The sequence below is a fragment of the Paenibacillus sp. J22P169 genome, from assembly GCF_059691995.1.
In genome coordinates, this window is sequence record NZ_JCAUAO010000005.1 from 130,500 (window position 1) to 144,042 (window position 13,543).

11 protein-coding genes are annotated in these 13,543 nt (G+C 44.9%); 7 read left to right on the forward strand and 4 right to left on the reverse strand.

Features of this window, described 5'->3' with window-relative positions; translation table 11 throughout:
- Positions 1-9 precede the first annotated feature (9 nt).
- Positions 10-807 carry a helix-turn-helix domain-containing protein gene (locus tag AC58QG_RS23050; RefSeq protein WP_497364470.1) on the reverse strand — a complete coding sequence of 266 codons (798 nt, stop codon included), beginning with the start codon at positions 805-807 and terminating at the stop codon, positions 10-12.
- Between the two features lie 129 nt (positions 808-936).
- On the opposite strand from AC58QG_RS23050, the gene AC58QG_RS23055 reads away from it, so the two are divergent.
- The 3 genes from AC58QG_RS23055 (at position 937) to AC58QG_RS23065 (ending at position 3,792) form a co-directional block, all read left to right on the forward strand.
- A complete protein-coding gene (locus tag AC58QG_RS23055) occupies positions 937-1,776 on the forward strand; it encodes a phytanoyl-CoA dioxygenase family protein (RefSeq protein ID WP_497364471.1) in 840 nt (279 codons plus the stop codon).
- Between the two features lie 206 nt (positions 1,777-1,982).
- On the forward strand, positions 1,983-2,798 hold the full coding sequence (locus AC58QG_RS23060) for a glycosyltransferase family 2 protein (protein ID WP_497364472.1): 816 nt from the start codon (positions 1,983-1,985) through the stop codon (positions 2,796-2,798).
- A gap of 34 nt (positions 2,799-2,832) precedes the next feature.
- Positions 2,833-3,792, forward strand: coding sequence for a glycosyltransferase family 4 protein (locus tag AC58QG_RS23065; RefSeq protein WP_497364473.1), 960 nt, complete (start codon positions 2,833-2,835; stop codon positions 3,790-3,792).
- A gap of 177 nt (positions 3,793-3,969) precedes the next feature.
- On the opposite strand, the gene AC58QG_RS23070 is transcribed toward AC58QG_RS23065, so the two are convergent.
- Complete coding sequence (locus AC58QG_RS23070; RefSeq protein WP_497364474.1) at positions 3,970-5,061, reverse strand: tetratricopeptide repeat-containing glycosyltransferase family 2 protein; 1,092 nt, start codon at positions 5,059-5,061, stop codon at positions 3,970-3,972.
- A gap of 190 nt (positions 5,062-5,251) precedes the next feature.
- Between AC58QG_RS23070 and AC58QG_RS23075 the strand changes: the two genes are divergently transcribed.
- The 3 genes from AC58QG_RS23075 (at position 5,252) to AC58QG_RS23085 (ending at position 10,153) form a co-directional block, all read left to right on the forward strand.
- On the forward strand, positions 5,252-5,953 hold the full coding sequence (locus AC58QG_RS23075; RefSeq protein WP_497364475.1) for a class I SAM-dependent methyltransferase: 702 nt from the start codon (positions 5,252-5,254) through the stop codon (positions 5,951-5,953).
- A gap of 341 nt (positions 5,954-6,294) precedes the next feature.
- On the forward strand, positions 6,295-8,181 hold the full coding sequence (locus tag AC58QG_RS23080) for an exosporium glycoprotein BclB-related protein (protein ID WP_497364476.1): 1,887 nt from the start codon (positions 6,295-6,297) through the stop codon (positions 8,179-8,181).
- Positions 8,182-8,479: 298 nt separating this feature from the next.
- A complete protein-coding gene (locus tag AC58QG_RS23085) occupies positions 8,480-10,153 on the forward strand; it encodes an exosporium glycoprotein BclB-related protein (protein ID WP_497364477.1) in 1,674 nt (557 codons plus the stop codon).
- Positions 10,154-10,347: 194 nt separating this feature from the next.
- Here AC58QG_RS23085 and AC58QG_RS23090 read toward each other — a convergent pair whose 3' ends face one another.
- On the reverse strand, positions 10,348-10,512 hold the full coding sequence (locus tag AC58QG_RS23090) for a hypothetical protein (RefSeq protein WP_497364478.1): 165 nt from the start codon (positions 10,510-10,512) through the stop codon (positions 10,348-10,350).
- Positions 10,513-10,652: 140 nt separating this feature from the next.
- Positions 10,653-12,380 (reverse strand): sigma-54 interaction domain-containing protein, encoded by a 1,728-nt coding sequence (locus AC58QG_RS23095; RefSeq protein WP_497364479.1) that lies wholly within the window; start codon positions 12,378-12,380, stop codon positions 10,653-10,655.
- 232 nt (positions 12,381-12,612) lie between these two features.
- Here AC58QG_RS23095 and AC58QG_RS23100 point away from each other — a divergent pair, with 232 nt between their 5' ends.
- Entirely contained in the window at positions 12,613-13,527 is a 915-nt protein-coding gene (locus AC58QG_RS23100; protein ID WP_497364480.1) for a proline dehydrogenase family protein, read from the forward strand.
- Positions 13,528-13,543 lie beyond the last annotated feature (16 nt).

Consider the following 13,543-nt stretch of genomic DNA (forward strand, 5'->3'; position numbering starts at 1 on the left):
AAATATTTATCAAGAGCGAAGCTGAGAGGGATTTGTTCCTGTTACTTTTTTGAATTGGCGGCTAAAGAAATAAATGCTTCGATACCCCAGCGCTTCAGCGACTTCACTGACATTCATTCCTAGTTTAAGCAAATAGGTGGCGCGCTCAATTCTGGACTGGATGAGATACGATTCAATCGTTTGGCCCATAATTTCTTTGAATTTTAAAGAGAAATAACGTGGAGATAGATGAGCTTTCTTGGCTAAATCTTGGATACTATGCTGTCGCCCGGGATCTTGCCGAATGTGAGCCGCGATATCCATCATCACACGATTCATCGATCCTCGCACCGGATCACTTTGAGGTTGATGGTCAGGCGCTTGACGTTCAAAAAGCAACAGAATCAGCTTAAGCAGCATCTTCGCTTCCTCTTCATGTCCGTGAGCCTCGGTGTGTCGTACGTGTACAAAACGATCTAGATAGCTCTCGTGGAACTCGGCGGGATCAAAATGAACGAAAGATGGCAGTGACATCGGAATCGTGTCATTCCCTTCTGCGGAGAAGTGAATGAATGTTACGGTAAGCGGGCGTTCTGGATTATGCTTAGCACTGGACAGATCCCCTGGTTTGAACAGGAAACAATCGCCAGCACTTACGTGGTAACGTTTGCTATTTAAGGTGACCTCTCCTTCTCCATCCCATACATACCAAAAGTCGAAGTCTTGGAAAGGTTCATTCTCGCGGCTGGTCCATTTCCAATTCACTTCACAGATAACTTTACCGAAGTAGGGAGTAAGTTGAATCGTTTGGGATGAGAAATTGATCATGAAGTTTCATGGCTCCTCTATGTAAAATAGTTTAAATAATACAGTGTATGAATGCATTTATTTTACTATTTTCTATTCATATAATAAAGATACGAATAGTTAAATTATTTAAACGGAGGGGTTACCATTATGCCTAATACTGAACCAACAAATCAATCGCCTGAAGAAATTTCAGCAAGGCTTTATCGCTATGAGCGTGTCGCGGACAAAATTGATGGTAGCAAAAATTGGAATGAGACTCATCTCGCCAATTATTGGAGAAATGGCTTCTCAGCTGTCGAACATGTATTAAATGAAGAAGAAATTCAGAATTCGAAAGAAGCCTTGTATGAGCTTATTTTTAAAGACAATAAAGGGGCACTAATCCAATACGCGAAGCCGAAGAGTGAGTTGAAAACAGACGAAGAGAAGGAACTAGCGGTTAGAAAGGTACATGAGTTCGTTCAAGTGGATGATCGCTTACGTGGGATTGCGGAGCATCCTGAGATCCTTGCCATCGTTCAAGATATTCTGGGAGAAACACCGAGGCTAGTTCAGGATATGGCTTTACTTAAACCTCCACATGGTGGAGGGGAGAAGCCGTGGCATCAAGATATGGCCTATGGGAATTTGGCATATGATAAGCCCGTGGTCGGCGTGTGGATTGCGCTCGATGAAGCAGCGTTGGATAATGGCTGTATGCATGTCATTCCTGGCTCCCATGCCGATGGGGCAACGCCACATTATGCCATTCGAGACTGGCAGCTCTGCGATGCACACGTACAAGTAGAGAGAGATGTTGCGGTACCTTTACTGCCTGGCGGCATTCTAATATTCCACGGTTTACTCAAACACGGAACACCAAATAATCTATCAACCAAGAAACGTCGTGCCTTGCAGTTCCATTACGTAGGTGAATCTGCTACGAAACTGACACCGAAAGAGTATAAACGATTCTTTACAAATGAGATGAGCGGAGCTGAATGCTAGGGTGCAGGGAGTCCTCTTTCCGATATTAGGAAAGGGGACTTTTTTTGCAATTTTTGAAGCATATGTGCCAATTTCTCTGGAAATGGTTGTTCCAACGAGCCTGCACCATATGAAAATCAAATGAATACTTATATTATGGTCATTTTAGATGATAAAGGGGCTAGTTGAAAGGGGGAAATGGGATGGCTTCACTTATTTCAATAGTCATGCTTACCTGGAATGGATTGAGATTTACGAAAGAATGCGTAGAAAGTATTTTGCATCATGCTGATGACAACATAAAGATTCAGTTTGTGTTTGTAGACAATGGCTCGTCGGATGGAACCGTGGAGTATTTACGGACAGTTCCTTCCTCTAAGCTTATATGCAATCAGGAAAACAAGGGGTTTGCAGCTGGTAACAACCAAGGTATCGCAGAAGCTGATGGTGACTACATTTGCTTGCTTAACAACGATACCGTTGTTACCGAAGGTTGGTTGACTCGTTTACTGGGATGCCTTCAGAGGGACCCTAACATCGCTATAGTAGGTCCCCGTTCTAATAATGTCGCTTGGTCGCAGCTCGTCTACAATGTCCCCTATAAGTCCTCTGCGGAGATGGAAGTTTTCGCCCTCCATTGGTCGCTCCAACATAAAGATCAAGGCTTCTTCCCTCATAAATTAATCGGGCATTGCATGCTTTTTCACAAAGATCTCATTGCCAAAATAGGTGGGCTGGACGAAAGGTTTTTCCCAGGAAATTATGAAGATGATGATTTCTGTTTGCGAGCTCGTATAAGCGGTCAGATTCTGTGGGTAGCGAATGACGTGTATGTTCATCATTATGGGGGAAGTACGTTCCAAACGAACAAAACCAATTATTCAGCAAGCGCCTACTTGAATGCAGAACGGTTTTCCAAAAAGTGGTCGTTGGGCATAACGGGGTTGGAACTGGATCAATTTGGATACAATCCTTCCGAGCTTGTGGAAAGAGAAAAGCCTTTCCGAATCGAACGACATTATATACCTATTAGTAAGAAGTAGTTTCGTATTGGATAACATGTAGGAGGGAAAAGGAATGAGGATTGCGCTAATAAGTCCAGATTATCTTCCCGTTCCACCCGTAAAATACGGCGGTATAGAGCGAGTTGTTTATACGTTGGCAGAGGAGCTTGTAGATCGAGGACATGAAGTCATTTTATATGCACCTTTTGGAAGTCAGATACGAGGAAAACTGATGCCTTACTTACATGAGGGGCATGACATGTGGAAAATTCCTGGTTTTGTAAAGCTAACATTGCCTCCAGGCGTTGACATCATTCATGACCATACTCAGCTTTCGGTTGTTGGCCAAAAGAAGCTCTCGGTACCAACGGTCTGTACGATCCACAACCCATTAACGAATCCAGTAAAACACGCCGTATATTTGAGTAAAAGACACCGAGACTTGTTCGGCAGCCCTCAAGACAACGTAGTTTATAACGGGTTAAACCCAGATGAATTTCAATTTTCTGATCAAAAGGGAGACTATCTGCTTTACATTGGAGCAATTATTCCTTACAAAGGTGTTCATCATGCGATAGAAGCGGCGGAACGGGCCAACCAGAAGTTAATCATTGCTGGACCCGTCTATGATCATGAATATTTCCATAAGGAGATTCTCACCAAAACCATGTCGAATCCATCTATTCAATATGTCGGTGAAGTCGGAGGGCAAGCCCGTCAAGATTTATTGAAGCATGCCAGATGCATGTTATTTCCGACACTGGTTGAGGAGCCGTTTGGGCTTGTCATGACTGAAGCTATGGCATGTGGAACACCTGTATTGGCCTTGCCAAATGGATCTGTTCCCGAGGTAATGAGCGGGTTTCCTCAATTGATATGCCGCTCTGTCCAGGAGATGACAAATAAATTGATTAATGAGACGCTGCCCGATCCCTATGAGCTCCGCGAATACGTGCTTGAGCATTTTACAACAAGTGGGATGACAAATAAATATCTTGAAATTTACCGAACCATCATTGAGGAAGAAAGTTGACTTAAACGAAAAGCAGCGGCTGCGCCTCGTATCATAAGGCGCAGCCGCTGTTTGCTCTCCACATAAGAATTAATAAGTTTCCGGTGCTTGGAAGAACAAATTCTTATTGGCGATAAAAACAACCTCTAAAACGCGGTCGCTCCTCCTCGAATTACTTCGATTGAAGTTTTTCTCATTCTACTGATCAGAGCTTTCTGAAATATGCAGGACGGACTCAAGGTACTTTTTATTATGCAGTATACTCTGGTCCTTGGGTCTGTAGCTGCGGGCAATTTCATTGTGCTTATAAGCATTAGCGTGTTGTCCTAGATTGTCATAACAAACACAGAGTTGTAGATGTGGCAGCCAAGTAGAAAATTTGGGATTAGAGAATCCCCAATTGTGTGTAGGTACGTTTAATTCTGTAGCTAAGTTATACCAAAACACGGCTGGTGCGAATTGCTTGCGGGTTAGAAAATAATAACCTAGACGACAGCAGAACTCGGCACGTGGACTATCATATTGAAAGGATCGGAATACGGATTGCAGTTCCATTTCACTGTTGCCTAGTTCATGGTAACAATCGGCTAGCCTGCTGCAGGAGGAGATTTCATCTTCTATCCAGCCTTTTCCAGTCGTGAGGAATTTATTGTAATAAATGATTGCTTTGCTAAACTTACTATGATCTTTTAATTCATTCGCGTAATAATAGAGATCCCTGGGCGTGAACGGCTCTCCTCGCATCAGTCTATTCTGAAATATTTTGAGATTCCTGTCGCTCTTCGTATGGATTCTGCAATGCGTAACGGTAATGTCAGAGTCCAAAATATTCCCACTGACCTCCAAATATTCATGGATTGCTCCAATCCATTTGAACTGATTCTCCCGTTTCACCAACCGATTGCGCTTAAACCTGGAAATCGGGTTGCCAAATTCATCAAACGCATAATTATAAAACATCGTTACCGAATCGACGGAAGGCTCCAGATCTGCTTTTAGCGCTAAGAGCTTGTTACAATCCTCTTCCTTCAAAATATCATCCGCATCCAACCATAAAATGTATTCCTTCGTAGCTTGACGGAAAGCAAAGTTACGCGCAGCCGAAAAGTCATCTATCCATTTAAAATCGTAGATGCGATCCGTAAAGGACTGAGCAATCGATTTCGTTTGGTCGGTTGAACCAGTATCTACAATGATGATCTCGTCAACCGCTTTGGCAACGGAAGCTAAACAAGGCCGAAGTGTTTTCTCCTCATTTTTAACGATAAGGCAAAGACTTATGGTAATCAACGTGTTCACTCACTTTCTTTATAAGGATAAAAACCAACGTGGTCTTTCTAAACTATTCATAGTTTCAATAAGAGGGCACGGCATGTGTATGAAGGCTACGCCCCTCACCATACGAACTTTTGTATGCAGGATGGTTATATCGAACCAAAATTCCTTTGACGGAATATGGTGATCAAAAAGGAGTTGCAGTATGGAGCGGTTTTTTGAAAAAATAATTAAACCCATTCTAATCAAATACGAGGCAACACACATTGTAGAAATTGGCGTTTTCCTAGGTGGTCGTACCACTATTAAATTACTTGAGTTCTGTAAAATGATGAACAGTAAGCTAACAGTCATTGATCCTGCACCAGGATTTAATACGTTTGCTTATAAAGCTGTTTTTTCAGAGGAATTCGTCATTCATACCAAGCACAGTTTAGAGGCATTATCGGAGATCGAAACTGCTGATGTGGTTCTTATAGACGGAGACCATAATTGGTACACCGTGTATCATGAATTAATGGCAGTTGAGCAAATAGCAACAAAAACGGGCAAATTTCCGATTGTTATTCTTCATGATACGGAGTGGCCATATGGAAGACGGGATTCTTATTACTTCCCCGAGAATATTCCCAATCAATACCTCAAACCACATGCGAAAAAAGGGATGTTAGCTGGTTCCAACGAGCTTGTAGAAACGGGAGGTATTAATGAAACTCAATTCAATGCTATGTTGGAGTATGGAGAAGAGAATGGTGTATTAACGGCAATTGAAGATTTTCTAAAGGTTTCATCGTTTTCTCTTAGCGTTCATCGTTGTAGCACGAATAATGGATTAGGAATTCTTGTACCGAGTGATAAACAGGTTGATACGGTCATTTCGTATATCATTGATACTTCAGGTTTATAAAAGAAGCAGCTGCTCCCCAAAATTTGGGCGCAGCCGCTTCTTTTTACGGTACATATGACTTGAAATCTATCAACTAATCCATGTTCGAAATGTGTTTAGAAGCGCGATGGAAGGCTCTAGTCCTGAAGTTAAGCACCTAAATCAATCAATTATTTACAAAAAATGTTTTTTTCCAGCGCATGTCCTCTCTCATTCGTCCATGCACGGAAAGTTTGTACACATATAATATACGAGGAAACTAGAGTAGTTTCATTTTAAGTAAGGGAGGTTGGTGTTATTAACAGAAAATGTATCTCGGTTGCAGGTAACTAGTATTCAACATCATAGGGAGGTGTAAGGCTTTGAGTAAACTAGCTCAATTAATGGAACTAATTACAATGGTAGGAATTATGAATATCAAAAAAATTGAAATTGAGTATTTTAATGAAACTGAATTCAATTTGAAATTTCAAAAAGGCGATGGCACCACTCAAAGAATGTCTGAACTTGAGGATTTCTTAGCACTCATTGATTGGATTCAGGTCAAGGAAATTGAAATTGAACTGTACAACGATGGGGAAATTGAAATTGAGTTTCCTGATGGTGGTTACGTAGGAGCGACAGGAGCAACAGGAGCAACAGGAGCAACGGGCGCAACAGGAGCAACAGGAGCAGCAGGAGCAACAGGAGCAACAGGAGCAACAGGAGCAACAGGAGTAGCAGGTGCGACAGGAGCAACAGGAGCGACAGGGTCTACAGGAGCAACAGGAGCAACAGGAGCAGCAGGAGCAACAGGAGCAACAGGAGCGACAGGAGCAACAGGTGTGACAGGAGCAACGGGAGCAACAGGTGCGACAGGAGCAACAGGAGCAACAGGAGCAACAGGTGCGACAGGAGCAACAGGAGCAACAGGAGTAACCGGAGAGACAGGGGCAACCGGAGCGACAGGTGTAACAGGAGCAACCGGAGCGACCGGAGCAACCGGAGTAACAGGGCCAGCAGGGGGAGCAACCGGTCCAACAGGAGCAACGGGAGCAACTGGTGAAACAGGAGCAACTGGGGCGACAGGTGCAACAGGAGCAACGGGAGCAACCGGTGTAACAGGAGCAACAGGAGCAACGGGTGAAACAGGAGCAACTGGGGCGACAGGTGCAACAGGAGCAACGGGTGAAACAGGAGCAACAGGAGTAACAGGGGTAACAGGAGCAACAGGAGCAACGGGTGAAACAGGAGCAACAGGAGCAACAGGAGCAACAGGAGCAACGGGAGTTACGGGTGCAACAGGGCCAGTAGGTGAACAAGGTGCACCTGGAGGAGCGACAGGAGCTACAGGAGCAACCGGTGAAACTGGAGCAACAGGAGCAACGGGAGCAACGGGTGAAACAGGAGCAACGGGAGCAACGGGAGCAACAGGAGCAACAGGAGTAACGGGTGAAACTGGAGCAACAGGAGCAACAGGAGCAACAGGAGCAACAGGAGCAACAGGAGCAACAGGAGCAACGGGAGCAACAGGTGAAACTGGAGCAACAGGGGTAACAGGAGCAACGGGGGCAACAGGAGCAACAGGTGAAACAGGAGCAACAGGAGCAACAGGTGAAACAGGAGCAACGGGTGTAACAGGAGCAACAGGAGTAACAGGTGAAACTGGAGCAACAGGAGCAACAGGAGCAACAGGAGCAACAGGTGAAACAGGAGCAACAGGGGCAACGGGTGTAACAGGAGCAACAGGAATACCAGGAGCATCAGCTATAGTTCCTTTTGCATCTGGCTTACCAGTAACATTAACATCAGTTTTATTCGGTACAGCTGGAACACAAGCGTTAGTTGGATTTGGTGAAAATGGAATAGTTGCAACACTTCTAGGCGGACCAATCGATATCGCTGGTGGTCCAGGAGTGTTACAAAACTTAGCATTTTCGATGCCACGTGCTGGTACTTTAACTTCGATTTCAGCTTACTTTAGTGTAACATTAGCATTAGTTTTAGCTGGAACTACTACGATCACAGCTAGAGTGTATACTTCTCCAACACCAGATAATGATTTTAATCAGGTAGCAAGTGTGGCGTTGACTCCTGGTTTAACAGGTATTGTATCAATAGGAGATATCAGTGCCGTAACGGCAGCATTACCAAATATTGCTGTTACTGCTGGAACTCGAATATTAGTGGTCTTTACTGCGAATACAGTTGGAGTAGACATTGGAACAGTGGTTGAAGGTTATGCTAGTGCTGGATTATCAATTAACTAATTGGATTAATAAATAGTAGAGAGAATTGTTTAAACCACTTGGCTCTTCTTTACTTATAATCTTTCATTCGTATATCGATTGAATGAATATAAGTAAGAAGAGCTTTTTATATGATCGATTTTTCAAGATAGGAACCCATACCGATGTAAAGTTGTTTTTATTGCTTCTATAGAAGAAACACTTCTCTCATACATATAGTCATATGCATATTTTGGAGTGGACAACCATCTATTGCCAAAAAGTACAGACAAACCTCTGGGATCACTCGTATGATGAAGCATCACAGGAGGTGTTGTAATTGAGTCTCTTAGTTGGCAAAAAGAAAAGTACCACGACAGTGAAAAAGCGTGTAATTATTAAAAAAAGTGGGGCGAAGCTCCATAAAGTAAGTGGTTGCGGCTGTCATAAACGCAAGAAAAGAGTGAAGAAACACTGTCACAAAATTGTTGTTGTGAAAATCAAGCGGAAATGCTGTAAAAAGGGACCCAAGGGAGATCGCGGTCCACGTGGTTTCAGAGGCTTCAGAGGTTTCACTGGTGCAGCAGGAGCGGCTGGTGCAACAGGTGCAACAGGTGCAACAGGTGCAACCGGAGAAGCTGGAGCACACGGTGCAACAGGAACGACTGGTGCAACTGGAGCAACAGGTCCAACAGGGCCAAAAGGTAAAAAAGGTGAAGATGGCGATAGAGGCAAAAGAGGCCATACAGGACCAACAGGTCCAACGGGTCCTAAAGGGGATCATGGACACCACGGACACCATGGACCTACAGGTCCAACAGGACCAACAGGTGAGAAAGGTGAGAAAGGTCACAAAGGTGATAAAGGTGATAAAGGGGATCATGGACCGCACGGACCAATGGGTCCGATGGGGCCAATGGGTCTGATGGGACCAACGGGTGCAGGAACAATGGGACCAATGGGTCCGATGGGTCCAATGGGACCGGCGGGTGCAGGAACGATGGGACCTATGGGACCAATGGGTCCGATGGGTCCAATGGGACCGACGGGTGTAGGAGCGATGGGACCTATGGGGCCGATGGGACCAATGGGTGCAGGAGTGACGGGGCCAATGGGTCCAATGGGTCCAGCGGGACCAGGAGTAGGTGAAACAGGAGCAACTGGAGCAACTGGAGCAACGGGAGCAGCAGGAGCAACCGGAGCAACAGGAGCAACAGGAGCAACGGGAGCAGCGGGAACGGCAGGAGCAACCGGAGCAACAGGAGTAACGGGAGCAGCAGGAACTGTAGGAGCAACAGGAGCAACAGGAGCAACGGGAGCAACGGGAGCAGCAGGAACGGCAGGAACGGCAGGAGCAACCGGAGCAACGGGAGTAACAGGAACAGCAGGAACGGCAGGAGCAACTGGAGCAACAGGAGCAACAGGAGCAACGGGAGCAACGGGAGCAACGGGAGCAACAGGAGCAGCAGGAGAAACAGGAGCAACAGGAGCAACAGGAACACCTGGACCAGGTGCTATTATTCCATTTGCCTCAGGCACTCCAGTGGCTTTAGCTTCGGTAACAGGAGGGCTGCTCAGCACAGGTGGCCTTATCGGCTTCGGAAGTTCAATCGATGATGTTGTTGTAGGTGGATTAACAATTAATCTCGCAGCCAGCGGCGGACTTCTCGACTTTGCATTCTCAGTGCCTCGCGCCGGAACAGTTACGTCCGTTTCTGCATTCTTCAGTGTCACGCTTGGCGTCACGTTGGTAAGCCCAGTAACTGTTAAAGCAACCTTGTATAGAGCACCTGCTGGCAGCAATATCTTCTCGCCGACAGCTGCCGTAGTACCTTTGACCCCTTCTCTAAATGGACCGGTAAATATAGGCATAACTAGGCATGCTATGCTTCCATTTGCAGTAGCAGTTGCAGCAGAAGAGCGCCTCTTAATGGTATTCTCCCTCGATACAGACGGTCTGGACATTTTGGAAACTGTAGTCGGCTTTGCAAGTGCAGGTATTACAATTAACTAATGTTTATTTAAATAAAGTTTATTCATAATGGAGCTCAATGTTACAATGATTCATTATCTATGACGATTGCTGGGTATGACTGATAGTAACTTGAGCTTTTTCGTAATCTATGTAGTTTTGCTATAAATGAAATTGGCGCGCCCCATTTGGATTTGGGACGCGCCTTTTCGTGTACTATTTAAAATGGAGGTGCGTTAACTTGTGCCTGCACGAATCGAACGAATCCATTGCAGGGCTTGCTCAAAGTAAGGCTCATCCTTGTAAAATTGAATAAATAAGTCTTCAAATCCTTCGGTTTTGGTTTTCTTTTGGTTCTTGATGATGTCATGATACCAAGGAGTGATCTTGTTATATAGCACTAGGTGCTTGTCTATCCGAATATCGTGTTCAGTTAACCCCTATTATATGCCTCCTTTGCACAGCGAGTTTTCAAGTTCAACTACTACTAGTAGAAAAAGGGATACCCTACTCGGTAGCCCTCTTTCTATGAATAGATTACTTACTCCATCTCAAATTCCTTCATCTTATTATAAAGCGTTCCACGCGAAATCCCGAGAAGCTTAGCTGCTGCGCTCTTGTTTCCTGCTGTTTTGGCTAGTGCCTCTTCAATTAAAGTGATTTCATCCACTTCGGTGACTTTTTCTTTTAAATTCATCGGCGATGGCTCTGCATCCTGAACGAAACTCGACTGCTGCTCCTGCAGTGTGGAAGGCAGCTGGTCTAATGTGATGACGTCATCTTCATTCAAAATAATGCTCCGCTCGATCACATTTTTCAATTCTTGGATATTGCCCGGCCAATCGTATTGCGTCAAGGCCAGAATGACTTCTGGCGCTAGTGTTGGAGCTGGTTTCTGATAGTGCATCGAAAATTGTTTGAGATACATATGAACCATCGCTGGAATATCCTCGACGCGCTCGCGCAGAGGCGGTATTCGGATGGACACGACATTCAGTGCATAATAAAGATCCGCTCGGAATTCATGTGAAGCAAGCTTGCTAGCCAAATCTTGTGTCGTCGCAATAATGATGCGCGTCCTTACATTGATCGGTTGGTTCCCGCCAGAGCGGACAAGCGTCTGCTGATTGATGTAGCGGTATAGCTTGGCTTGGAGCTCCAGAGACATTTTCTCAATATCGTTAATAAATAGTGTACCCTCTTTGGCCAGTTCTAATTTACCGGGTTGACCGCTTTCGCTTCCGCTGAATGCGCCCCCTTGATATCCGAATAATTCAGTCTCCAAAATCCCTGCAGGCACGACACCGCAATGTACGGTTAAAAAATGCTGCGCCGAGCGCGAACTGGACTGATGTATGATTTGTGCCAGTTGTTCTTTTCCTACCCCGGATTCTCCAATTAGGAGGACAGGTGTTTCAGTGGCTGCGACTTTTTTGGCCCATTGAATGACCTTGCCGATGGCAGGTCCCTTTCCTTTGATCAGGGCAAAAGGGTCATCATGCGACGCTTCAAAAGGTAGTCCTACGGACTCGACGGTTGTTAATTGTTCGTTCAATCGCACCAATTGGGTAATATCTTGTTCGGTTGCAATACCGCCAATGATCGTACCCGCGGCATCTTTGATCGGTGAAGCATTAATGAGGACATGCGTTTCAGGTCTTGGGCGGTGATACGTATTGCGGATGAGCCGGCCTTCATCTAACATTTTCAGAACCATCAGGGTTTCGACGTCAAAATGCTCTCCAATCCGCTTACCCACAATGTCTGCCCGTGACAGACCGTAAAGCTCTTCTGCAACGGGGTTCCAGCAAATAACGGCGCCTTCTCGATCAACAACGGTTACGGCATCGGTCACGGTATCTGCTAGCGCGGTAAAGTAGGCGTACCACTTCTGTCCTTCTTTCATCGCGTAGGCGACATAGGCAAGTAAGGTGACATAGCCTAGAATGATCCCTTGTTCATTGGTACACAACAGAGCTCGCGTCATGCCTTGAGGGATCTCTTGTAATTGTACTTGCGCATGTAGTTTGGTTAGGGCAAGTTGGTGCGTGTTGAAAAAAGTGTTGGATTCCAGTAAAGACTGTGCAGTCGTTGCGGTGAATGATGTCAGGAGTTCGATGTCCTCCGGCAAAAACAAGGCGATGCCAGCGTCATGTTGAATGAGTATGGCTACGCCTTTTTGAATATAAGAAGCAATCTCTGTAAGTTTTGTATCTATAGGAAGTGTTTGAAACTGTGTGTTCAATGGAAAGTGTTCAGGAATGAACATGTTAACCCTCTTTTATCCGCCTTATTTGGTTTTAATTTACCATGAAAAGGTAGGCGATTCAACACATCTCAGCTCTCAGATGAATATTGTACAGATATGAATGGGTATTAAGGGGTTTTGTACAAGTCGTCAAATATTTTTGAACAAGTAGTGTTCAAAATCGAAAATTAAGTGTATAATCCAATTATAAATTAAACATAAGTGTACAATTTCTTCTTGGAGGCAACCACAGATGGAACTCATGATGCGTAATATGTTTCAATCCCTAGGTAAAAGTCGCGCAGCCAATCGCTTAGCGAAGAAATATGGACTTCGTTTTGGTGCTGCACGTTTTGTAGCAGGAGAAACGATCCAACAATCGATTGATGCTGTGCGTGGCTTGAATCAAGATGGCCGCGTAGCGACATTAGATCATTTGGGCGAGTTTGTTTTTAGCGTGGAAGAAGCGTTAGAATCAGCTGCAATGTGTATCCAAACGCTGGACGCAATTGCCGAGTCGGGTGTTCGCTCCAATTTATCCTTGAAGATGACTTCCTTAGGATTGGATATTAGCAGAGAGCTTTGCGTAAGCAGTATGAAACGGATTCTGGATCGTGCTCGTCTGCATGGGAATTTTGTCCGTATCGATATGGAGGATTATGCGCATTGTCAGGTTTCGCTTGATATTTACCGCGAGCTGCGCCAAGAATACGACAATGTCGGGATTGTGATTCAGGCATATCTGTTCCGTACCCTGCAGGATATGGATGATCTCCATGAGTTAGGCGCGAATTTGCGATTGGTGAAGGGCGCTTATAAAGAGTCTCCAGAGGTTGCTTTTCCAGAGAAAAGTGCAGTCGATGAGAATTACAAAGTCATTATTCAGAAGCATCTGCTAAATGGCCATTATACAGCGGTGGCCAGCCATGATGAGGCCATTATTAATTTTACGAAACAATTCGTGAGTGAGAATAACATTGGGAAAGATCAGTTCGAGTTCCAAATGCTTTATGGGATCTGTGAAGATTTGCAAAAGCAACTAGTGAAAGAGGGCTACCGCGTCCGTATTTATGTGCCGTATGGCGTGGATTGGTTCGGTTATTTCATGAGAAGGTTAGCGGAACGTCCAGCCAATGTCTGGTTTGTTCTTAAAAATATGTTCAAATAAAAATAAGCTTTCTATT

Coding starts and splice junctions, on each gene's coding strand:
- AC58QG_RS23050 (WP_497364470.1), bottom strand. CDS start 807: ATGATCAATTTCTCATCCCAAACGATTCAACTTACTCCCTACTTCGGT.
- AC58QG_RS23100 (WP_497364480.1), top strand. CDS start 12,613: ATGGAACTCATGATGCGTAATATGTTTCAATCCCTAGGTAAAAGTCGC.
- AC58QG_RS23055 (WP_497364471.1), top strand. CDS start 937: ATGCCTAATACTGAACCAACAAATCAATCGCCTGAAGAAATTTCAGCA.
- AC58QG_RS23075 (WP_497364475.1), top strand. CDS start 5,252: ATGGAGCGGTTTTTTGAAAAAATAATTAAACCCATTCTAATCAAATAC.
- AC58QG_RS23065 (WP_497364473.1), top strand. CDS start 2,833: ATGAGGATTGCGCTAATAAGTCCAGATTATCTTCCCGTTCCACCCGTA.
- AC58QG_RS23060 (WP_497364472.1), top strand. CDS start 1,983: ATGCTTACCTGGAATGGATTGAGATTTACGAAAGAATGCGTAGAAAGT.
- AC58QG_RS23095 (WP_497364479.1), bottom strand. CDS start 12,380: ATGTTCATTCCTGAACACTTTCCATTGAACACACAGTTTCAAACACTT.